The 22130-nt window shown below is 48.3% G+C and carries 25 protein-coding genes, 1 pseudogene and 1 riboswitch; of the genes and pseudogenes, 6 read left to right on the top strand and 20 right to left on the bottom strand.

Annotated elements, in window-relative coordinates; all coding sequences use genetic code 11:
- From SCACP_RS14330 to SCACP_RS14355, 6 genes are all read right to left on the bottom strand, one after another.
- Entirely contained in the window at nt 1-3177 is a 3177-nt protein-coding gene (locus SCACP_RS14330) for an efflux RND transporter permease subunit (RefSeq protein ID WP_425058168.1), read from the bottom strand.
- Nucleotides 3178-3189: 12 nt separating this feature from the next.
- Nucleotides 3190-4476, bottom strand: a complete 1287-nt coding sequence (locus SCACP_RS14335) for an efflux RND transporter periplasmic adaptor subunit (RefSeq protein WP_425058169.1) — start codon at nt 4474-4476, stop codon at nt 3190-3192.
- Nucleotides 4477-4493: 17 nt separating this feature from the next.
- The gene (locus SCACP_RS14340) at nt 4494-5840 is read right to left on the bottom strand and encodes a TolC family protein (RefSeq protein ID WP_425058170.1); all 1347 of its coding nucleotides are present in this window, start codon (nt 5838-5840) and stop codon (nt 4494-4496) included.
- Between the two features lie 83 nt (nt 5841-5923).
- Nucleotides 5924-6109 carry a hypothetical protein gene (locus SCACP_RS14345; RefSeq protein WP_425058171.1) on the bottom strand — a complete coding sequence of 62 codons (186 nt, stop codon included), beginning with the start codon at nt 6107-6109 and terminating at the stop codon, nt 5924-5926.
- 9 nt (nt 6110-6118) lie between these two features.
- Nucleotides 6119-6382: a DUF2933 domain-containing protein gene (locus SCACP_RS14350; protein WP_425058172.1), complete on the bottom strand. Its 264-nt coding sequence runs from the start codon at nt 6380-6382 to the stop codon at nt 6119-6121.
- 63 nt (nt 6383-6445) lie between these two features.
- Nucleotides 6446-6589, bottom strand: coding sequence for a hypothetical protein (locus SCACP_RS14355; RefSeq protein WP_425058173.1), 144 nt, complete (start codon nt 6587-6589; stop codon nt 6446-6448).
- Between the two features lie 310 nt (nt 6590-6899).
- Here SCACP_RS14355 and SCACP_RS14360 point away from each other — a divergent pair, with 310 nt between their 5' ends.
- Together SCACP_RS14360 and SCACP_RS14365 are read left to right on the top strand one after the other, a co-directional pair.
- Nucleotides 6900-7055, top strand: a complete 156-nt coding sequence (locus tag SCACP_RS14360; RefSeq protein ID WP_425058174.1) for a hypothetical protein — start codon at nt 6900-6902, stop codon at nt 7053-7055.
- Nucleotides 7056-7078: 23 nt separating this feature from the next.
- Nucleotides 7079-7273, top strand: coding sequence for a hypothetical protein (locus SCACP_RS14365; RefSeq protein WP_425058175.1), 195 nt, complete (start codon nt 7079-7081; stop codon nt 7271-7273).
- A 146-nt stretch (nt 7274-7419) separates the two neighbouring features.
- Here the strand turns inward: SCACP_RS14365 and SCACP_RS14370 are convergent, their stop codons facing one another.
- The 6 genes from SCACP_RS14370 to SCACP_RS14395 all read right to left on the bottom strand — a co-directional run bounded on the left by SCACP_RS14370 (nt 7420) and on the right by SCACP_RS14395 (nt 11641).
- On the bottom strand, nt 7420-8064 hold the full coding sequence (locus tag SCACP_RS14370) for an NlpC/P60 family protein (protein ID WP_425058176.1): 645 nt from the start codon (nt 8062-8064) through the stop codon (nt 7420-7422).
- 40 nt (nt 8065-8104) lie between these two features.
- A riboswitch (cyclic di-AMP (ydaO/yuaA leader) is annotated at nt 8105-8227 on the bottom strand.
- A 137-nt stretch (nt 8228-8364) separates the two neighbouring features.
- Nucleotides 8365-9120 (bottom strand): TPM domain-containing protein, encoded by a 756-nt coding sequence (locus tag SCACP_RS14375; protein ID WP_425058177.1) that lies wholly within the window; start codon nt 9118-9120, stop codon nt 8365-8367.
- 26 nt (nt 9121-9146) lie between these two features.
- Nucleotides 9147-9704, bottom strand: coding sequence for a LemA family protein (locus tag SCACP_RS14380; RefSeq protein WP_425058178.1), 558 nt, complete (start codon nt 9702-9704; stop codon nt 9147-9149).
- An 85-nt stretch (nt 9705-9789) separates the two neighbouring features.
- Entirely contained in the window at nt 9790-10434 is a 645-nt protein-coding gene (locus SCACP_RS14385; RefSeq protein WP_425058179.1) for a methyltransferase family protein, read from the bottom strand.
- A 13-nt stretch (nt 10435-10447) separates the two neighbouring features.
- Nucleotides 10448-11230 (bottom strand): prolipoprotein diacylglyceryl transferase, encoded by a 783-nt coding sequence (gene lgt, locus SCACP_RS14390; RefSeq protein WP_425058180.1) that lies wholly within the window; start codon nt 11228-11230, stop codon nt 10448-10450.
- A gap of 114 nt (nt 11231-11344) precedes the next feature.
- Complete coding sequence (locus tag SCACP_RS14395) at nt 11345-11641, bottom strand: DUF2680 domain-containing protein (protein ID WP_425058181.1); 297 nt, start codon at nt 11639-11641, stop codon at nt 11345-11347.
- A 209-nt stretch (nt 11642-11850) separates the two neighbouring features.
- Between SCACP_RS14395 and SCACP_RS14400 the strand changes: the two genes are divergently transcribed.
- Complete coding sequence (locus tag SCACP_RS14400; RefSeq protein WP_425058182.1) at nt 11851-12645, top strand: CAP domain-containing protein; 795 nt, start codon at nt 11851-11853, stop codon at nt 12643-12645.
- Nucleotides 12646-12688: 43 nt separating this feature from the next.
- Here the strand turns inward: SCACP_RS14400 and SCACP_RS14405 are convergent.
- The 4 genes and pseudogenes from SCACP_RS14405 to SCACP_RS14420 all read right to left on the bottom strand — a co-directional run.
- A pseudogene (locus SCACP_RS14405) lies at nt 12689-12871 on the bottom strand (HAD hydrolase family protein); the annotation flags it as partial.
- Complete coding sequence (locus tag SCACP_RS14410) at nt 12834-13163, bottom strand: copper ion binding protein (RefSeq protein ID WP_425058183.1); 330 nt, start codon at nt 13161-13163, stop codon at nt 12834-12836. The gene SCACP_RS14410 and the pseudogene SCACP_RS14405, both read right to left, overlap by 38 nt.
- Before the next feature lie 24 nt (nt 13164-13187).
- Entirely contained in the window at nt 13188-13358 is a 171-nt protein-coding gene (locus SCACP_RS14415; protein WP_425058184.1) for a hypothetical protein, read from the bottom strand.
- An 83-nt stretch (nt 13359-13441) separates the two neighbouring features.
- Nucleotides 13442-13852: a TVP38/TMEM64 family protein gene (locus SCACP_RS14420; protein WP_425058185.1), complete on the bottom strand. Its 411-nt coding sequence runs from the start codon at nt 13850-13852 to the stop codon at nt 13442-13444.
- Between the two features lie 243 nt (nt 13853-14095).
- On the opposite strand from SCACP_RS14420, the gene SCACP_RS14425 reads away from it, so the two are divergent.
- On the top strand, nt 14096-14311 hold the full coding sequence (locus tag SCACP_RS14425) for a hypothetical protein (RefSeq protein WP_425058186.1): 216 nt from the start codon (nt 14096-14098) through the stop codon (nt 14309-14311).
- A gap of 85 nt (nt 14312-14396) precedes the next feature.
- Here the strand turns inward: SCACP_RS14425 and SCACP_RS14430 are convergent, their stop codons facing one another.
- From SCACP_RS14430 to SCACP_RS14440, 3 genes are all read right to left on the bottom strand, one after another.
- Nucleotides 14397-14855: a hypothetical protein gene (locus SCACP_RS14430; RefSeq protein WP_425058187.1), complete on the bottom strand. Its 459-nt coding sequence runs from the start codon at nt 14853-14855 to the stop codon at nt 14397-14399.
- Between the two features lie 204 nt (nt 14856-15059).
- Nucleotides 15060-16190, bottom strand: a complete 1131-nt coding sequence (locus SCACP_RS14435; protein ID WP_425061416.1) for a sensor histidine kinase — start codon at nt 16188-16190, stop codon at nt 15060-15062.
- On the bottom strand, nt 16183-16884 hold the full coding sequence (locus SCACP_RS14440; RefSeq protein ID WP_425061417.1) for a response regulator: 702 nt from the start codon (nt 16882-16884) through the stop codon (nt 16183-16185). The genes SCACP_RS14435 and SCACP_RS14440 overlap by 8 nt, the downstream gene beginning before the upstream one ends.
- Before the next feature lie 403 nt (nt 16885-17287).
- On the opposite strand from SCACP_RS14440, the gene SCACP_RS14445 reads away from it, so the two are divergent.
- Entirely contained in the window at nt 17288-17959 is a 672-nt protein-coding gene (locus SCACP_RS14445; protein WP_425058188.1) for a hypothetical protein, read from the top strand.
- Between the two features lie 352 nt (nt 17960-18311).
- Here SCACP_RS14445 and SCACP_RS14450 read toward each other — a convergent pair whose 3' ends face one another.
- Nucleotides 18312-19598: an S-layer homology domain-containing protein gene (locus SCACP_RS14450; protein WP_425058189.1), complete on the bottom strand. Its 1287-nt coding sequence runs from the start codon at nt 19596-19598 to the stop codon at nt 18312-18314.
- Between the two features lie 686 nt (nt 19599-20284).
- Between SCACP_RS14450 and SCACP_RS14455 the strand changes: the two genes are divergently transcribed.
- On the top strand, nt 20285-21517 hold the full coding sequence (locus SCACP_RS14455; protein WP_425058190.1) for an IS110 family transposase: 1233 nt from the start codon (nt 20285-20287) through the stop codon (nt 21515-21517).
- Nucleotides 21518-22130 lie beyond the last annotated feature (613 nt).

Here is a 22130-nt window from a genome sequence, read left to right on the forward strand (position 1 = left end):
TTAGTTCAGATTAGATGCTTGCCGCAACGCCTCTTTCGACTGTATACGGTCTTTCCACAGATAATAGATGCTTGGAAGTACAATCAAAGTTAAAATGGTTGCGGTCACCAGACCACCGACTACGACGATCGCCATCGGGCGCTGTACTTCTGACCCGGTACCTGTGGAATAAATCAGCGGGAACAACCCAAGGCATGCCACCAGCGCCGTCATCATAACCGGGCGGAAACGGTCCAGAGCCCCTTGGATAACAGCCTCTTTCAATGACCGTTCCTTGGCCAAATGATTGATATGGGCGACCATGATAACCCCGTTCTGCACCGCGATACCGAACAGCGCGATGAAGCCTACCGCCACCGCAACCGTGATATAAGTGTTCGTGAGGAAGATCGCCACGATGCCGCCGATCAGCGAGAACGGTACATTCATAAGTATCAACAGCGCATCTCCCATGGAGCTAAAGGACATGTACAGCAGAAAGAACGTCAGCACGATAACCGCCGGGATAACCATCGCGAGGCGTTCTTTGGCCCGCTGCTGATTCTCATATTGCCCCGTCCATTTAAAGTAATAGCCGGGCGGCAGTTGGACTTGATCTTTGATAACCTTCGTCGCTTCGTCAACAAAGCTCACAACATCGCGACCACGGGTATTCATCTGCACGATCACGCGATAAGTACTGTCTTCGCTGCTGATCATCGAAGGCCCGTCAACGACACGGAACTGGGCAACTTCACCCAGCGGTACATAGACTCCTGAGGTCGGCGCCGCACTCGCAGTTGCACCGCCGCCCATGCCGCCCATGCCTCCTCCGCCGGCCTTCGCTCCACCGCCGCCACCGGCAACCGGCACTAAAATGTTTCGCATGGCGTCAATGCTTTCACGGCTGTCACGGTTATAACGGAGCAGTATGTCGAAACGTTTTTTACCCTCTATGGTAGTCGACGCCGTCCGTCCGCCGATCGTCATCTCGATGGCGTCTTCGACATCATTTATATTTAGACCGTAACGGGCAACTTTTTCTCTATCTACTTGGATTTCAAGGTAGGGAGCGCCGAAGATACGTTCCGCTAACAGATCGCCCACACCCGGGACAGTAGAAAGTACCTTCTCGATTTCAAAGGCTTTCTGCTGCAGAACGGTTAAATCGTCACCGTATAACTTGATACCGAGTTCGGTACGCACACCGGTCGTCAGCATGGATAAACGCCCGGCGATCGGCTGGGTAAAGGCCAGGTTCAGCCCCGGGATATTAGCCAGCTTCACCATCATCTCGTTTTCGATACTCTCTTTTGTGGAACCGGGCCGCCACTGGTCTTTGGGCTTTAAGGTTACAATCGTCTCAATCATGTTGATGGGCGCCGGGTCCATCGCCGATTCGGCGCGGCCGACTTTGCCGACGGACATATCGACTTCCGGTATGTCCATAATGAGTTTATCCATCTTCTTGGCCGCCTCGACAGCTTCAGTCAGTGAAACTGACGGCAGCATAGTCGGCATAACCAGGAAAGTTCCTTCATCCAGGGCCGGCATAAATTCAGTGCCCAAGAACGGCACCAGCGAGAAACCGGCAATCATGGCGACCAAAGCAATGGCGATGGTCTTGTTCCGGTTGTGCAGTGCCGTCTTTAATATCGGCAGATACAGCTGATGGAGCTTGCGTACGACCCAGGTCTCCTCTTCCTTAATCTTACCCCGGAGGAGAATGGTGCAGAGCACCGGTACCAGGGTAAATGCCAGGAGAAGCGAACCGGACATCGCGAAGGTTTTGGTCCACGCCATCGGCGTATAGAGTTTGCCTTCAGTCCCGATCATGGTAAACACCGGCAGGAAGGTAACAATAATAATGGTAATGGAGAAGAAGATCGGCCCGGCTACCTCTTTGGCGGCCTCCAGCGTGACATCAATAATATTCCTCCGGCCGCCGTCTTCCGCCAAGTGACGGTAGACGTTTTCAACCATAACAATCGCCGCGTCGGTCATAACGCCGATACCAATGGCGATACCGCCGAGCGACATCAGGTTCGCCGACAGATGGATTTGTTTCATCAGAATGAAGGCAATTAATATACCAATTGGTATAGCGCTTGTTACGATAACACTGGACCGGAAGTTGCCCAGGAAAATAAGCACGATGATCGATACCAGGAGGAACTCCTCAATGAGCGCTCTCTTTAAAGTGCCTACCGCTTTCTTGACTAACTCGGTCTGATCGTAGTACGGCACAATTTTCATGCCCTGCGGCAGGGTAGGTTGAATTTCGGCGATTTTATCTTTGACCGCGTCAATCACGTTCAGCGTATTCTCTCCCATACGCTGGATGACGATAGCGCCTGCAGCCTCATTACCGAACTTGGTCAAAACGCCTCTGCGGAAATCCGGTCCTAATTCAACCCTGGCTACGTCTTTAACGTAAACCGGTATATTGTTGTTTTGAGTAATAACGATATTTTTAATGTCCTCTACAGATTGAATTAAACCAAGACCGCGGATGACATATTCCTGGCCGTTCTGCTCCACAACCTTGGCGCCAACATTGGCATTGTTGGCGCTGACGGCGGAATACACCTGGCCGATGCCAACCTTATAGGCTTTTAACAGATCGGGATCCAGATTGATTTGATACTGCAACAGGTAGCCGCCGATACTGGCGACTTCAGCTACGCCAGGCACGGCGCTGAGCTGAGGTTTCAGGAAGAAATCCTGCATGGTCCGCAGCTCCGCCAGGTTATGGCGGTCACTTTCAACAGTGTACATGAACACCTGACCCATCGGCGTGCTTACCGGCCCTAATTGAGGCTGCACTCCCCGCGGCAGCCGCGGAATAGCCTGTTGCACTTTTTCATTGACCACCTGACGGGCGAAGTAGGTGTCGACGCCGTCTTCAAAGATAACAGTCACCATCGAGAAACCGAAGGCAGATGCAGAACGGACTTGTTTTACCTTAGGCAATCCCCTGAGCGCCGTCTCCAACGGGTAGGTTACCTGGTCCTGCACCTCCTGCGGACTGCGGCCCATCCAGTCGGCGTACACCAGTACCTGGTTTTCGCTAAGATCTGGATAGGCATCGATCGGCATGTCTTTCAGGACAAAGCCGCCCCATAAGACAGTAAATATGGATAAGGCGATGATAATAATACGATTATGCAGCGAGAATTCGATTAATTTATTTAGCATGTTTCATCCCCCTTAATGACCGGAGTGACCGCTATGCTCGTTGGCCTGGGGGGCAGCAGGCTGGGCGGAAGGCGCAGGAATGCTTTGCGGCGCTGCCGCCGGAGGAGTTGCAGCTGGCTTATTGCCACCGCCATGACCCGCATGGCTGCCGAAATTGCCTAACTGGGTCTGGGAATCGATCAGGAAGGTAGCCGCAGTCACGACAGTGTCGCCTTCATTGAGACCGGAGAGTACCTGAATATATCCCTGCGTTTCCTGACCTGTCACGATGTCCCGTTTGACAAACGTATCTTCGCCCTGGGCGATAAAGACCACTTTCCGTTTGCCGGTATCTAACAGGCTGGAAGACGGAATGACGAGGGTCTCGCCCAGCGGCACATTAATTGTTGCGTTGGCAAACATGTTGGGTTTCAGCTTACCTTCGGGGTTAGATAGTTCTATCCGCACTTTCACCGTGCGGGTGGCATCGTCCAGCACAGCATTAACGAAGCTTACGTAACCGGTAAAGGTTTCTCCCGGATACGCCGGCGTCGTGACAGCAACCTCCTGGCCTACTTTAACTGCCGCTACATCTTTTTCATAGAGATCAGCATATAGCCATACCGTTGACAGATCGGATATGGCGAAGAGTTTTTCACCGGCCATAATGTATCCGCCAGGCAGGACTTGCTTCTCCAGCACCGTTCCACCGAATTGGGCCCGAACCGTCATCAGGGTGCTGGGTTGCCGCGTATGCGCCAGATGCTCGATATCATCCGAAGAGACTCCTAAGAGTTCTAATTTGCGGCGGGCCGCTTCCAACAGGCGGTTATTCACCTGCACCAGGTCACGGCTGGCGCTTTTCAGTTTATTGACGGTGTCTATCGCCAGAATATATTCTTCCTGGGCGGCGATGTAGTCCGGGCTGTATACGGCCGCGATGGCCTGGCCGGGAGCGATATATTCTCCTTCCGCGTTGACGTACAGTTCGTCTACACGTCCCATCACGCGAGACGTAATATAGGCGCGGCCGGTTTCATTAAGAGCGATCTTACCGGTAGTCCTTATCTCTTTTGTCAGCGCCTTCTTCTCCACTGTCGCGGTCTGCACCCCGGCGAGTTGACGCGCCTTCGCGTCAAGTACCACTTTGTCGCCGATAACAGACATGCTGGGTGCGGCGTTTCCATGCCCCTCATGTCCGGTCGCTGCCGGAGCGGCCGATTTATGCGAGTAGCTGTAATATCCGTAGCCGCCGCCTGCGAGTACGGCAATCGCTACTCCCGTAATGATGAGCTTTTTCGTACGTATACTGTCTGCCATATGTTCCTCCCCAAGTCCTATTTATTTACTTTTGTGATAGCCGCTTCAGTGAAAAGCGGTTTGCCGACTGCTTTTTCGAGATTGGCGATCGCTTTTTCATAATCAACTTTGGCTTTATATAGGCCAAGTTTGGCGTTACGAAGAGTGTTTACACTTTCAATAACCGTCATCATGTCTACTTTGCCGTTGGTGTAACTGACAACAGCCGCCTGGTATGTCTGTTCGGCTTGGGGAATAATCGTGTTCTTGTAGAGTTCAATCTGCCGCCAGGTTGCCTGCGCTTCGGTAAGCGCCATCTGCACATCCAGTTCGGTCATGTTCTTCATATTCTGCAGCGCGGCTTGGGAAGCTTCCAGACTAGCCTCGGCTGCTTTAATCTGGGCTTTGTTTTTACCTTGCCAGATGGGGATCATGGCCATCACTTCAATTTTCCAGGTCGGTTTCCGGTCGGCCAGCATTATATTTCCCATTTCATCCTGCTCCACCATAGGCTCCCTATTTTTCTTATAACCCAGACGTACTTCATAATCAGGAAGCTGTTGTTTTTTGGCCAAAGTCAATCCGTTTTCCGCCATGGCGAGACCGTATTGCATTCCCGCGATAGAAGGCTTTTCCGCGACCGCGGTCTTTACCAGTCCTGCCAAGTCAAAGTTGGGCGGCGGAGCCGTGAATTCTTCCTTCACCTCGTAGGCAGTATCGGTAGAGCGTCCCATGATATTGTTGATTCGGGCCTTAGCTACCGCTTCCATGGAAGCCATGTTTAACAGGTCGGAAGTCATCTTGGAAAACTCGGTCTGGGCTTTCAAGGTATCTTGGAGTGGGACCATGCCGGTCGAATAATTGACCTGCGCTAAATTGACCAGCTGCCCCATCAATTGCTGGGTTTCTTTGCCAATCACCAGCGCCTGTTTGGCATAAAGATAATCGTAGTAAGCCTGCTTAGCCTGTGAATAGATCTCAACCTGTTTGTCGCTCCAGCCGGCTTTAGTCATATACGCCTCATTTTCCGCCATCTTGCCCATGACCTTAAGCTTCGCCGGGTTCATGATCTCCTGGCTTAGACTCAATTCCGTCATCACGCCTTGTCCCGGATTTAAACTTGTGGTCGGAATTTCATCTTTCATGATGCCGACTTTCGGGTTGGGCTGCGCTGTGACTGATGGGATCCGGCTGATTTTTTCTTCCCACCGTTTTTCTGTCTCCACAACCGCCGGGTTGTTTTTAACAGCGGTGTTCACAATCTCCTGCAGCGTCAATGGCTGCTCTGCGGCAAATACGTACGTCCAGCTACTGGAGAGGACTAAACCGGAAATTACCATGGATGCAAACAGTCCGGTTCGCTTGCTACGCCTTTGTGCACTCATTCTTTTACCTCCTTGGAATGATATGAACTACATTAGCTTCCTGTCCGGAAGCTTTATGTAGTTGCGCGGCCCAGACCGCGCAACTACCCACCGATGGAATAGGTCAGGCCGTTGTTTCGCAGGATGCACTCCACCTGACGGGTCGTAATCTGAAAACGGGGATCCACAGTTGTATAGCGTCTTTTGAGCAGTAATTCCAGTATTCTCGTTATTGCATACAGGTTTTTGGTGTCCGCTTTCTCATAAGCCTGTATAACCAAATTATCCATGACTTCCTCCTAGGAGTTTTTGTTTTCAATATTGGACTGCGGCTCCGCTTGATCTTTGAACATGCCCTTCATCATGAAAAGATGCATGATCGGGCAGAGAAGCAAGACTAAATAGCTGGCTATACCTGTATAACCCAACTGTTTTAATATGAATGCTGCCGCTAGCGGCACCAGGCAGCAGATGAACATCATCCCTAAATGTTTTAAACCGGAATGTTCCTTGCTACAATCCCGATGGGACGACTGAATGGTATCGGTCGCTTTACTTTTCATTTCATCTCCTCCTTTCGATTAATCACCTGTGGTTTTACCACAGGTTGGGCAAAACTGCGTTATTTATTGATGGCTATGCATGATATACATCATGGCAATGAATGCCGCAGCATAGGCGCCCCATTTTAAAATAGTTAAAATCATGGATTGAAACGGACTGTAGACCTGAACCATTGTATTGGGATCCTGTTGATCGTGATGCTGCATTGCCATCCCCCCACTTGCTGATGTAATAGCTTTGAGCGAAACCACTCGCTGAAAAGCGCTTGAATATACTATATCGAAAAGTTATGAAGAACTGATGAAGAAGCTATGAAAATGTGTTGAATTTAAAAGAAAATTGCCATGAAAAATATAATCATCGGAAGTTCCGTAGAAAAATACAAATACAGCGGCATTTGTAAGCGCCGTCATTTAAAAAATTGGAATTTTCACAACGTTTTTTTGATTTCTTCATCACTTATACATATTTTCCTGATATTGTATAGGCAGATGGAAATTAAATGAGGATTTGGTAATGAAAAAGCGAACCCTTATTTTTATGTTTGCGGCGATTTTGGTTTTCCCGACATTGATATGTCTCTTCGGCAATCAGGGCATCGTTTCGGCTTCCTATGCCGAGACGGTAGCTTTTTACCACAGTATTTCGCCTGACTGCAACGACCACAACTAAACTGTTCAAAACTTTCATGGAGTATGTCCATGAAAAAATGCCTTGCTTCTACCTTTTTTGCTTTGGTACTTGGCCTCTTTATCGCCAATGCCGTAATCAGTCCGGTAATCCTGCCGGTCTACGCGGCAGAGCAGACAACCACGCAGGATCAGTCTCAGCAGCAGCCCGATACCAAAAAGAAAGATGATGCCGGCGGCCATTCCGGTCACCACGGATAATCGCTCGCCACAAGCTGCGCCAAAAATTCAAGCTCGAATCGCGGAACCGAAATCGATATTCAAACATAAGGGGGAGGCTATGCCTCCCCTACACTTTTTATATATCTAAAACGAAAAGCCGGCTTAAAAACCGGCTTTTCCCTTGATTAGCGTAGAATCCGTTTTGCCCCTATATAGCGAGGCCCCCAGTAGGAACTCGTCATGTTGGCTATCGTCACTCCACGGCTGGACGTAGCACTGATGAACTTACCGTCTCCGATATAAATTCCGTTATGGGATGGCCCGGGCTCATAAGTAGAGAAATACACTAAATCGCCAGGCTGCAATTGATCGTATCTCACCGGAACCCCGAGTTCATACTGCAGATCCGCAGTACGCGGCAGGCGAATACCGTTCAGACCAAATACGTACTGGGTAAAACCTGAGCAGTCAAAACCATTCGGTGTAGTCCCGCCCCAAAGATAAGGCACCCCTTGATAACGTTTTGCCGTTTGGATGATGCTCTCAATCAGCAGGCCATTGTTCCGGCCACGACTCGTTTTCGGTCCGGCCGTCCGCAACGCTTCCCAAGTACCTGCGCCAACAATGCCATCACTCGCAATGCCGTTATCCAACTGAAACTCCATTACCGCCGCCTCGGTACCCGGACCGAAAACACCGTCGACAAACACATTATACTGCAGCTGGCGCAGACGTTCTTGCAAAAAAACCACCTCTTGTCCGGTGTCCCCTTGACGCAGAACGTCAGCAGCTTCAACTTGTCCGGCCGGCAGATAGAAAACAAGTGACAAGAAACAAATCGCCAGAAAACGTGATAACCATTTTTTCAAAGCAAACCGCCTTTCTTGCCTCCGGAGTTAGCTGTCGGGTTAGGGTTAAGGCACCCCCCGCCAAAAATGGCTTCACCCCTACGATTGGTTCCTCCGTACCTTTCGGATTCGGCATTGAATAAATTGGTTCAACGGCCCCCCTTCCCTCGCTATGTTGTATGTAAACAAGCCACCATGCAGCAGTGCGGGCATAGCGCTTGCTTTACTCTCTACATGTAGTAGGCACTCATATTCCCCCTGCTCCGCCCCCTAAGACACGGATTACCATTTTCGACTGGAACCGCCGCCACCGCCTGATCCGCCGCCGTATCCCCCGCTTCCGCCTCGTCCACGGAACAAGGCCAATATTAGGAAGGTAAAGGTACCACCGAAAAACAGCCAATCGACGGTGAGCAACGCCACTACTCCGGCGCCCACGGCAACCTGGGTCCACCAGGGTAGCCCATCCCACCAGGATGGGCCTGCCGACCTCTCGTTCTTAATTTTTCCGACCGGCTTGCTGCCTAGCTGAATATCCACGTTATATTCTTTCGCGACTTCACCGGCAATTGCTTTATAGCCGTTATAAATGCCGCGGCTAAAATCTCCCTGATCGAAGTAGGAAATCATAAACTCATCCTGAATTCGGCCCGTCTTGGCATCAGGCAGAATTCCCTCAAGCCCGTAACCAACCTCAATCCGGGACTGGCGGTCATTCACCGCGACCAGTATCAATACGCCATTATTCAGCTTTTTATCGCCGATTCCCCACTCCCGGAGAAGGGTGAGCGCATACTCCTCGATCGGCACCCCTTCCAATGACTTGACGGTTACTACTACTACCTGTGCTTTGGTTGCTGCGGCAAGCTTAGCTCCCAGACTGTTAATTTTCGGTTTGATATCATCCCTGACAACCCCGGCGTAATCCTGGATATAGATACCGTTCGCCGGCGCGGGCGGAATTTTAGGCTGGGCCGCCGCCACCGCGCCGACAATTAGATACATGGCTGCAAACAGCCCGGCTAGCCATTTACGCATTATCTCCGCCCCCCATCACCAGACTGTTAAAACTTAACCTGCGGGACCTGTTTTGATCCCTCATCGGCTTTAAAGTATTCCTTAGCGGTGAAGCCCAGCATTCCGGCAAATAAATTGGAAGGGAATGACCGGATCCTGGTGTTGAATACCTGCACGCTGTCGTTATAGTCCTTCCGCGCCACAGCGATACGGTTTTCAGTGCCGGAAAGCTCATCCATCAATTGGCGGAAGTTGGCATCCGCTTTCAGATTCGGGTAATTTTCAGCAATCACCAGCAGACGGCTGAGCGCATTGTTCAGTTCGCCGTCAGCCTGCGCTTTGGCAGCCGGCCCTTGTGCGCCGGCGAGTTTAGCTCTCGCATCGGCGACTGCCTGAATGGCCTGCTGCTCATGAGCGGCATAGCCTTTCACCGTGCTGACCAAATTCGGAATTAAATCGGCACGGCGTTGCAGTTGGTTTTCCACCTGACTCCATTTACCGTTTACCGCTTCATTCATACCGACAAGCCCGTTATAGCTGGATATGCCTGTGATTGCCAGTATTGCTACCAACGCTAATACGATCCATACACCTATATTTTTCATGTTTCAACCTCCAATGAGAAGAGTTAACCTTTACATAAATTCTACCATGTTTTTATGAAAAACGTGTGAAGAAGCAGTGAAGAACCTATGCTTTTTTCAAAAGGTCCTTCTTCACCGGGATCGGCCAGAAAGCCGGCGTTTTTTTCATGTACTTTGCATACTCATCACCGAACATGACTAAGGCCTCATTTTCTTCGAGTTTTGCCAGCCGGATATACATCGCGGTCAGAATCGGGAACATGAGCACCGTTATGACTGTCGGCCACTGCAGCACAAAGCCGGCAAGAATAGCAATGAAAGCGATATACTGCGGATGCCGTACATACCGGTAAGGACCGGTAGTGGCTACCACACCCTGGCGCTGCGCCTGATATAAAAACCGCCAGGTAATGGCCAGGAAAATCAGCCCGCCCCAGATCATCCATTCGCTGATTTGATGCAGTATCATCCCATGGGGATCACCGGTTAATCCCAATACCGTGTACCAGAGATGGCCCGCTTGGTGAGAAAACGGATCCAGGCCGGGATACCGGCTCCCTAACCAGCCGGATAATAGATAAATCGTCAAAGGAAACCCATACATCTCGGTAAAAAGAGCCACGATAAACGCCGAAAAAGTGCCGAAGGTGCGCCAGTCTCTTACCCTGCGCGGCCGGGTAAAGCTAAATGCAAATATGATAAACAATAGTGAATTTATCGCCACAACTTTCCAATAACCGTATTCGTACATATTTAACCCCCTCCTATCGCACTGAAGCAGTACGGACTTTCATCTGCCGTGATTTAAGCCAAACAAAGATTCCGCATGCAATCGCCGCTGTAAGTAAAGCGGTAACTTGAGCAGCCTTTAAGCCGCCGATGATGAGGCTGTCCGATCGGAAAAACTCCAGCCCAAAACGCGCCAGCGAATAAGCGATGAAATAGGTAAGTACCACTTGCCCGTCAAACTGCTTCCGCGGATATAAATAAAGCAGTCCCGCCAAGATCCCGAAATCAAGCACAGCCTCAAACAGTTCAGCCGGTATCAGCGGAACAGCGCCCCAGGCATTAAAAGCGGGCGTACCTGGTTGATAGATTACGCCAAACCACGCGTCGGTCGGTTTTCCGTAAGCGTCGCCGTTGAGCAAACAGCCAATCCGGCCTATCGCCTGCCCGATCATCAATCCCGGCGCGCCAATATCCGCAAAGCGGGTAAAGGATAATTTCTTTTTCCGGAAATACCACCAAGCTACAAGAACATTGGCCACGACAGCTCCCTGAATCGAAAGTCCGCCTTCCCAAAACATCAAGGCATGCAGCGGGTTGGCGGCGAAATTCTCCCAACTGAAAATGACTTCCCAAGCCCGGGCGCCTAGGATGCCGGCCACTACGCCGTATAGCAGATAATCAGTCAGTATTTCCTCGGTAAACTCGGTTTTACGGGCAACACGAATGGCTATAAGCAGCCCGGCGATTATGCCGAAGGCTGCCATCACACCCCAGGCCCGCACTTCGAAGCCGCCAATAGTAAATAATATTGGATGCATATATCTCACTCCTGTTCCAATTTGTTACCTTCCATTACCTCTATCCAGCATCCACATCATGAAACCAAATCGAAAGGCGCGGGCAGAGCCGCGCCTTCGCTCTATCTTTTGCGCTTATTTGGTTTTGCCATTGTCATGGCAGGGCGTCCCTTGAGCAGTACCTTGCCCCATCATATTCGAATTGTTCCCCATCTTGTCTTTCATCATCTCGTTCATTGCTTTACCCTGATCCGGCGTCAGCGTGCCCTCTTTAACCAAATTATTTACGACCTGCTTGCAGGCATCGATCATCTGTTCCGCATTGAAACTGCCGTTCCCAGGTGCCGGAGTTTCCGGTGTTGCGGCAAATACGTAGGATGCGCCAAAAGCCACCACCAGCAGGGTTAATCCAATCACTAGCCACTTTTTCACATTTCATCCCTCCGCATGTTTTACTGGACCTAGTATAACAAAAGAATATGAAAATCTTATGAAGAGATTATGAAGAAGTAATGTAATTTGCCATTTTTTAATTGCTATATGAAATCCAATAAAGATTTTTTCCCAGGCGTGTTGTTAGTAACGCTCCACCGCTGGCGCTTGACTTACGCTTATACTAGCAACACGCCTGTAAATCTTTATTGGATACTATCTATTTTCAGGCTGTCGATTATGAAATCCTTGCCACAGGTTTTTCCGGCGCCAAAGTCAAATATTATAACGCGACCCGGATGAACCTGATCATACTTGGAAAGGTGGTTTACATGCATTACAACAAGATGATGCGAAAACTGGTTTCCGGCGCGCCGGCGATAACGCTTAGCCTCACTTTCCTGGATGGGATCGCAGCCGCAAAAGTGTCAGCCGCCCCTATTACCGAGGAAACGCAAGAAACTGCTGCCGATAGCACCCCGGTGAACAAGTCAATCCTCGGAGGCCTAGTGGCCATTGGCCTCATCAGCGCTCTCACCGACTCCGGTTCTAAAGCGACTGCAAGTGAAAGCCCGGCCAAAAGCTCTACTACAGAAACACAAGTATCTTCGTCCCAAGCCGCGTCCCCATCCGCTGCCGTATCTGCCGGCTTGACCGCTGATGAAAAAAGCGCCTTTGACCTCTTGAACGCCGACCGGCAAGCAAACGGCCTCCCGGCTCTGAAGCTCAACATGGATATTGTCAAAGTAGCCAGAGCCCATGGACAGGATATGATTAACCGCAATTACTTTGCCCATGAAAATCCGGATGGACAGTCCCCCTTTGACCGTATGCGAGCGGCCGGTATCAGTTTCCGCTATGCCGGCGAAAATCCGGCGATCAACCGCAGCGTCGCCGCGGCAGAACAGGCATTTATGAACAGCCCCGGACACCGTGCCAACATATTAAGCCCGAATTATACAGAGGTGGGGATCGGTGTATGTTGTACAGAATTTCATCGGTAGATAATCCTTAAATGTATTTCCTTTCAAAATAAGCCGCCGCTGTAATTTCAGCGCGGCTCAGGCGGATGGCTGCCACAATGCCGCGCAAATCCCCGCTCATCAGCGTCACCTCGCCGGCTTCAATGGCCACGTCCGTGCCGGTGCCCATGGCGATGCCCACATCGGCAGTAACCAAGGCAGGTGCGTCGTTAATACCGTCGCCGATCATGCCGACCATCTTGCCTTCTCCCGGGCAGCTTGGCTACGGCTCGCTCAATGCGCGTCGCGCAGGCGGCGCAAGACATCTCCCGTAGATTGAATTCCTGTTTTTGCGTTACAACCTCGTAACCGGTATCTTTTACTTTTTTGACGATGGCGTCGGCATTCGTTGCCCGGGGGTCAAATTCTACCGTCAGCCGTTCCATGGCAAAATTGACATTAGCGGCCTGGACGCCGTCCAGAGCCGCTAAACTTTTCTCAATTCGGGCCGCGCAGGAAGCGCAGGACATGCCCGCTACTTTGACAACCAATTTACTCATGCGAATCCCCCCAAATACTGCTTCTTAGTGGCAGCTTTTTGGCTTATTGTTTGTATTTTCCCCATTTTTGTTATTTTCATCAGCCTTGTTCTCCTGATGCTTGTGCCCGTGCCCGCCGCAGCAGCCACCGCCCCGCATCATTAAAAACAGAAAACCGCCAAGTACTACATAATAGAAGATGTCTTTCCATTCCATGAATAACCCCTCCTTTTGTTTTCATGATATCAGACACATATGAAGAATTTATGAACACATTGTGAAGAACTCATGTTATTTCGTTAGATTAGATCAGCAGCCTGCCGTCTCCGGTTTCGCCACCATACCCCAAGGTAGACGAGCGCTACCGCGGCGATCATCAGTCTCAGCCGCCCCATATTTTTTTCATAATTTACAGCGTCATGCCCAATGAGAACTTCCAGCGCAGTGGACGGAAATTTCCCAATCAGATTGGCAAGGAAATAATCCCATAACGAGATACTGCTGACCGCTCCCAACGCGGTCACAATTCCCGACGGTAGGTACGGCATCGCCCTTATGGCCAGCTTAAAGCCATTCTTACCGCTGACCTCATCAACTTTTTTCAGATAACTGCTTTGCTTGATGGCTGTCTCGGCATACCGCCGCAAAAGTGTACGCATGAGGATAAAACTAAAAAAGCCCAGCGTAAATGCCAGGCGCGGAAGTGACATCTATATGAAAGCCCCGGCTACTTATCAGCTAGGGAGACTTAAACTCCAGCCGGGGCTGTTATCGTTCACGGCTTGTTATGTGCTATATTATAAAGCATACTTTTGTATTTCTTATGAAGAAATTATGAAATTCTGATGAAGATGATACTCTTCATTTGGCGTTCTATCAAAAGAAGCACGCTCCCCACTGCCAAAGCCAGTCTGGCTGCATACTTTATGATAGGCTTACTCGGAGTTTCTACCATGCTATATGGAGCTCACTGGGGCGGACACTTAGTTTATGATTACGGTATCGGCGGCAGCGCGGTGAAATATGAAGACGCGGGTCACAACCACGACAACAGCCAACCTCATGATCATGGCAAGCCGGTTACGGCGGAGCCGGATAAAGAGCCGGCCGCAAACCAACCGCAAGGAACTACCCATACTCATGCGGATGGTAAAGAACATACTCATTAACCAAAATACATAGAAAAAGTGCGTCTATCATACAGACGCACTTTTCTATGCTCTCCTTATTTCTACGCGTACTGCCCCAAATCGCTTAATGGCTCATGCTCTGCAGGTGACTGGTGGTTTGTTTCATGATTTCCTGCATCGTTTTCACTTTGCTTTCCATTACACTGGGGTCCATTTTACCGGAGTTTACGTTGTCTTTAATATCGGCTGCCGCTTTACGCAAATTGTCTTTTAAACCATTATCCATCATATGAGACATGACTTTGTTTGTTGTGCTCACCAAATGATCGGTGGTCTTTTGGACTTCCATGGTTTGGCCGGCTTTTACCTGTTTCATAATATCCTGCAGGTCTTTATCCATATCTTTCATCATGGGCATCGGATCCTCTTTCGGCATAGCCATGCTATGTCCGTCATGACCGGACGCTTGCTGCTGGCTGGCAGGCTGCTGCGCCGCCGGCTTGTCGTTGGAACCGCAGCCAGACGCTACTGCTAAAACTACGGTCATAGCCAAAATTCCAAGTACCACTTTACTTTTTGTCATCGCTGAGATACCTCCACATTTTCTTAAATTTCTTGCAGTATGACTGCCGGACGCGGGAAATAGATTTCTGCCCCCTTCAGGGTATGTATCCTCCCAATTATGTCTATTACTATACACCTTACATATGAAGAAGTTATGAAGAAGTTGCGAAGAACTGATGAATATTACCGCAAAAGGCTGCCAAAAAAGACCCGGTTGGCCGGGTTAAAGAAAAGATGAATCCTGCGTATATGCAGGCAGGTAAATTTTGAATGTCGTTCCCTCGCCCAATTTACTGGTAACAAACACCCGCCCATCGTGAATGTCGACAAGCTGCTTCACGATGGCAAGGCCTATACCCGACCCGCCGCTGGCCCTTGTCCGCGATTTGTCCGCACGGTAGAAGTGATTGAAAATATACGGGAGGTCTTGTTCAGCGATACCGCTCCCAGTATCTTCGACGGAAATCACTACCCAGTCCCGCCCATCCACTTTCTCGGTCCGGGTGGTTACACGTATAATGCCGTTCTGAGGCGTATACCGCAAGGCGTTGGTTAGCAGGTTATACAGCACCTGATTAATACGTCCTGCGTCAACTGAAATGTTTGGCAGTTCTCCCAACTCATTAACCAGGTTGATGTCTTTTTCATCAGCCAGCGGTTTCAGCATGCCTGAGGCCCGGACGATGATTTGATTGACATCGGTGGGTTGTTTCTCCAGTCTAAGCTGGCCTGCTTCCGCTAATGATAAATCCCGCAGGTCTTTGATCAGGATATTTAGCTGTATCGTTTCCTCATACAGGGATTGTAGTTGTTCTTTGTCCGGTTCGATCACGCCGTCGAGCATTCCTTCCAGGTTTCCCTGGATGACGGCAAGCGGTGTTTTGAGTTCATGAGCTATATCGGCCAACAGCCGCTGCCTAAGCTGATTGTTAGCCACCAAGATTTCCGCCATTTGATTGAAGGCGGCAGCTAGCTTTCCTACCTCATCTTTGGCGTTAATATCTACTTTTTGGCCAAATTCCCCCCGAGCAATTTTCTCTACGGCTGAATTCAGTTTGAGCAACGGGACAGTGATGCTGCGTGCCAGTGCATGGCTGACGAAGAGACCAAATATAAGGATGCCGGTACCGACCCAGATCAAAGCTTCATGTACAGACGCTAAAAACTCCTTTTCCGGTAACCCTATGACTCCCACCATCATACGGCCGCCTTCTTGAATACCGATTTGCATCGTTTGGAGGTAATCTTGAAACAAATTTTCCATCTGCCAGTTGGCAAGATATGTCAAGCCGGCTACCGTAATGGCAACGAGCAGGAACATCAGACCGGTGATGCGGTAAGTGATGCTATGCATCACGATCACCGCCGGCAAATTTGTAGCCGACGCCATAAACCGTTATAATGTATTGCGGTTCTTTCGGATTATCCTCCAGTTTACGTCTGAGATTTTTGATATGGGCATCAATGGTTCGCTCGTAACCATCGAACGCATAATCCTGAATAAATTCGACGATATGCAGTCGGCTATACACACGCCCCGGGTTTGTAGTCAGAAGTTCTACAATCTTAAATTCCGTGGGGGTAACATCTACCAGTTCACCATCCTTCCTTATCTCATGGCGCTCATAGTTGATCGAAAGATTACCAATTTTGATGGCCTCCGCTTTCACTGCGGCGGACTTCTTGGAACGCCGCAGAATGACTTTGGCGCGCGCCACTACTTCCCGTGGGCTGAACGGCTTAGTTACATAATCATCAGCGCCCATTTCCAGGCCTATCAATCGGTCAGTTTCTTCATCCCGTGCCGTGAGCATCAGTATCGGAATATCCGTCTCTCTTCGCACCCGCCGGCAAATCTCCCAGCCGTCGATACCCGGGAGCATCAGATCCAAAATAATAATATCCGGTTTCTTCTCTCTTATCAGCTTCATTGCCTCAAAGCCTTCATGGGCTACCCCGGTGATGAATCCCTCTTTTTCAAAATACGTCTGCAACAGTTTCGTTAATTTTTCGTCGTCATCTACAATAACTGCTGAGTATTGCACTATACAGCCTCCTCCAATTCTTATATCAAATTTATACACTCTTTATATTTTAGAGACTAAATATGAAAAAGTCATGAATAAATTATGAAAAATTTGTGTTAATTTAAAACGCGATCCATTCCAGTTGTCTAACAAATAATTATAGGTCGAGGAAATTTTATAGTTTTAATAAAATTCATAACTTATTCATAATATATTCACAAGTCCTTCATCAGTTTTTCATAATTATAAGGTAATATACACATATATCCATAAAATAATCTTACAGAGCAATGAGACAAAGGAGTCTTGGGCGTTTAAAGCCAAAGACTCCTATTTTTTTGGAGGTGATGTAAAAGGAGACTACCCACAGCAGGCAAAGCTAGTCAATTGGGACATGAACCTAAACAATATGAGGAGGCTTCCTATGAAAAAAATTTTACTTATCACCTTGTTACTTACATGTGCTCTGATATTGCCCGTTTCGGCTACCCCGTCCACCATTATCTGGATACCGTCCACCGATATACAGCCTGCGGATAAGACTCATTTGGGCATCGACAATTATTCTACGGTTAAGCCGAATGGAACAACCGGCGCTTTTACCACTCCTGATTACGGTTTGACCTGGGGACGTAAGAACTTCGAGTATGGTATCGACTATATCGCTTCGCAACCGTCCAATCCTTTGTATTTTAACGCTAAATTCAATCTGCTCAATAATGCGGCTACAAACGTAAATGTAGTTGCAGGCGTATATAATGTGGGTACGTCAAATGCCACAAACCAGGAAGTCAAATATGTACTGGCCAGTAAAATAATAAAGGATGGCACCCGATTTGCGTTGGGTTACGGTGTCGGCAGGGAAGCAGCCCTGGGCTCTGACAACAAAATGATTTTAGCCAGCATTGATAAACAACTAAATGATAAATGGTGGGTAGCAATAGATCATCAAGGCGGCAAAAGCGCATTAGGAGCAACCAACGTCGGTTTCGCTTATAGCTTTGCGCCGAACGCTTCCGTGATTTTCGCCTATGATATTTACAACAACAAAAGCTATAAAAATACCATTACTACCCAGTTGGACATAAACTTCTAGCTAGAGTTTAATTAATACACTTAATGATGAATATATAAAATCCAATAAAGATTTTTTTCTAGGCGTGTTGTTAGTAACGCTCCACCGCTGGCGCTTGACTTACGCTTATACTAACAACACGCCTAGAAATCTTTATTGGATACTATATATGCTGACAAAATAGCATTACCCAAAATAAAACGGATAAAATCTTAGCAAAAGATTTTGTCCGTTTTATTGAAATACCCCCTTAGTAAACAAGTTGTACGCTTTAATCATACTTCCCGCCTACTAAGAGGGCATACCATTTAGGCTGTTTTGTTGCTACTACTTGACAGGAATAGTACGTCCAAATCCGCTCTTTTTCCTGCGATTAGAACAGAGAAGTGACTTGGATTCTAAAATAGTTAGGTTTGTCGGCAGAGCCGTCTGCTGTTTTACCGTTAAAGGAGTAAATAGTATTAATGTACATGTTTTTAGCGGGGACATAGTTGAAGTTTAACATGTAAGCTTTAATATCGCTATTTTCAAGAGTAGATAACCAGGCCGTAGATATACCGCTGTAATTCCAGCCTGTCTCAAATTTACGGTAATTGGCTACAATATTCCAAGTACCTGGTACTGCCGGGTTATACGATCTGTAAGTAAGTCCTGCGATGTAACCTGCCGGTTGGCCAGCAAACGCATCGTTTTTAGCATAATCGCCGGAGAACATCAAATTTTTCGTTAGGTAACTGGTAATACCAACACCTTTAACATCTACCTGACCGTCACCGTCTTTGGATTTAAGGTACGCGCCGTAGAAAGTGGTAGCTTTGCTGCTGGCATAATTAGCGCCCAAGTACAGAGTATCGCCCATGCTTGCAATACCTGCGCCACCTTTATAATAGGTTATAGCAGGATTCCAGTTAGCAAAAGAAGCGGTTACTTTCAGTTTGTTGCCAGCATCCAATTTAATACCGTCGATCATACCCGTGGTGTCAGCCCAGTAGCCGGTAGCCAGGATTTTTTGGCTAAACCGTCCATACGTTGCGGCAATGCCGGTGTTAAACAGATTTTGGGTAGTCAAAGCGGCATCAGTGACCTTGGGCGTATCGACAGTGCCGGTGGGGGCGCCTTGGGCAGGGGCGGTGTCGGTAGTACCCAGTTCATAGTAGTTCAGCATTTGAAGACGGCCATAGAAGCTAGTGCTGTCGTTTACCTTGGCGTTCATGTTGATTTGGAAACGTTCGTTAAAAGTACTGTCGTTGGGAGCATTATTCTTAAAGTTTTGCACCCAGCGAATGCGAGCCTCACCGCTAATTTTAACTTTACCCACTTGGTTTTCAATGGCAGTTACGCGAACGCCGAGGTTGTTCAGTTCGGCTGCGAACTCAGTAGCCAATTTGTGGATCATAGCTTTTTGCTGGGCATCGGCTTTGTCTTCTTTCTCAATAGCGCGACCAACGAGCTGAGCCATTTCGTAGCGGGTCATCGTCCGGTCACCCCGGAAGGTGCCGTCGCCGTAGCCGTCGATAATGCCGGCTTTGGCCAAGCTGCTGACGGCGTCATAGGCCCAGTGTTTGGCGGGAACATCGGCGAACGGGCCGGCTGCGAAAGCGGTGCCGGCAAGGCCGAGCACGAAAACCAGCGCCAGAATAATTACCATTGTCTTTTTCATTCGATTGCCTCCTCGTATAATAGAATTAGATCCACCGGATAGCGTAATTTCCAGTAAGGAAACACATATTCCGGGGAACCGGTTCCCAATTCTGAAGAAGCTCTTTTTACCCCGAAATATTATCCACATTCAGCCTGTAATGCGCGCGGTTATAGGTTGTGGTTAATTCCTTCTATGGTTAAAGATCGCTTTTTCAGAATGGATTAATAAACTTCAACTGAATAAGAACACTGATTGAAGTCAGCAATTCTTACTTTGGCGTCAATTTGATACGCCCGGGGCACAGGCCCAATTCCAGAGTTGCTACAATTCAACAGTGATTGAAACCGGCCAGCCGGAGTATGTATATGCTCCCTGTCGCTGGCTGGTTTTTTACTGCCTTTTTTACTCATTACCTACCTTGAATCTTGGACTTGCTCATGGGACAATGGGATCGACAGGTACTTTTCGGGAGATTTCTTCTCCTCCTTGCGGATCCACACTGGATACTGCTGTAGAAAGCCGGCTACCCGTGGTCCATCATCGAGTATCTAACCGCTAGTTGCACCAGTCTGGAAACTGGGGGTAGCACCCACACTGTCTGTTTCCTGTACATGAGTTCTGATGACGAGGCTGCTTTAGATGGTTCCCATGGGCACCCAGGTCTGAGAAGTATTTGATTATTTATCCGAAGGGAGGTGTGGATTATGGCTAATCTTATGGTAGGCATTGACGTTAGCCTCCGCTCTCATTCTGTACAGTTCATGAATGATTGTGGGGATGCTTTAGAATCTTTTAGCATTCCTAATAACCTGATAGGCGCTCAAACTCTACTTGAACGTATTCTTCAATCGGCTCAAAAACTTCAATCTGAACTTATTCGTGTAGGCATGGAAGCCACTTCGAATCTTGGTTGGCATTTGGCTCATTTCCTTAAAGCTAACCTCCATCAAACCCAAGGTTCCAAAGCTCAGGTCTTTGTCCTTAATGCTAGAAAAGTGGCTCGTTTTAAGAAAGGCTATGATACTCTTCCTAAGAACGACCGCATTGATGCCTGGGTGATTGCAGATCAACTTCGGTTTGGCCGTCTTCCACATGAGTTGACTTCTACTATTCAATTTGAGGCTCTCCAGCGTTTGACCCGAACCCGCTTTCACCTTATGCAAAATATCGCCCGCGATAAAACCTACTTTCTCAATCAAGTCTTTTTGAAATTTAGTGGGCTTCGCCAAGATAATCCCTTTTCCAATATGTTTGGCTCTACTTGTTTAGCTGTTTTGCAAGAACTTGAACCTGAACAGATTGTCTCTATGTCCATTACAGAGTTAGTAGACTTTTTGAAGGAAAAAGGGAAGAATCGCTTTGACGATCCGGAGCAATTGGCTTCTTTCTTGCAAAAACTTGCCCGCTCGTCTTATCGTCTTGATAAAGCTATGGCTGATCCTGTTAATCTCTCATTATCCGTTATGCTCAGTGTTATTCAGACTATGGAAAAAGAAATTGCCAAACTGGATAAAGAGATTGAAAAAATCATGAAGTCCATTCCCGAAACCTTATCATCTGTGAAAGGGATTGGGCCGGTCTTTGCCGCCGGTATTATCGCCGAAATTGGCGATATCGCTCGCTTTTCTCACCACAATTCTCTTGCTAAGTATGCTGGACTTGTTTGGTCTCAGTACCAATCGGGAGAGTTTGAAAGTGAGGAAACCAAGCGAGTTCGTACAGGCAATAAATATCTGAGGTATTATCTAATACAGGCAGCTAACCTCGTTCGTCGATATGACAGTGAGTATGCTGCTTTTTACGCCGAAAAATATGCCCAAGCATTCAAGCATCATCACAAACGTGCTCTCGTCTTAACTGCCCGAAAACTGGTACGGTTGGTCTTTATGCTACTAAAGACCAAGCAACTGTACACACCGCCTGAGAGGAGAGGTTAGTTTTTTCTTCTAATTGGCAGCCTTTAAAATACCTCATCTTTCTTACATAATTTGGTAGTTAAGGTGAGGTTTATTTGGTATACCCTTTTTTAGGCTAACTTCTAATTTCTCGTTATCTTTTTTCCAATTTTTCAGTTTTTCCATATTGACATTTTACCGCTAGGCTTAGGTTTTTTCAATTCTTTTGATGAGCCTAAGAAGAGAACTGATTGAGTTAACCTTGTTCCCTCAATATTCCCTTTTCAAAGAACTCATATTTATCACCTACTTCGAGAACTGCTCCCGGGAACCTAAGTTATAACCCCCCTTCTTCCCCGTCAGTTTTCTTCGGTGGATAAACCACGATTGCAGGTAATTATCCTCTAGCGTGTAAAAATTGCGAAAATAAGTCGGGCGCATTTTTCAAGCAATTTACCTGGTCTTGGCATCCCTATTTGCCATAGTCTTAGCAAAAATCCCCATTGCCAAGAGGCGGCGCCTCTGTTATGATAATAGCAAGGCACTCTTTCCTCCGGGAAAGATTGTTCTGATAAGGGCACCGTGCTTCTTGGTCGGAGTGGCGGTGTCCTTAGTCATTTGTGCGGTTTTGAAGGGCTTAAAACCCTTTTTAACT

It is taken from the genome of Sporomusaceae bacterium ACPt (assembly GCA_041428575.1).
Lineage (GTDB): Bacteria > Bacillota > Negativicutes > Sporomusales > Sporomusaceae > Sporomusa_D > Sporomusa_D carbonis.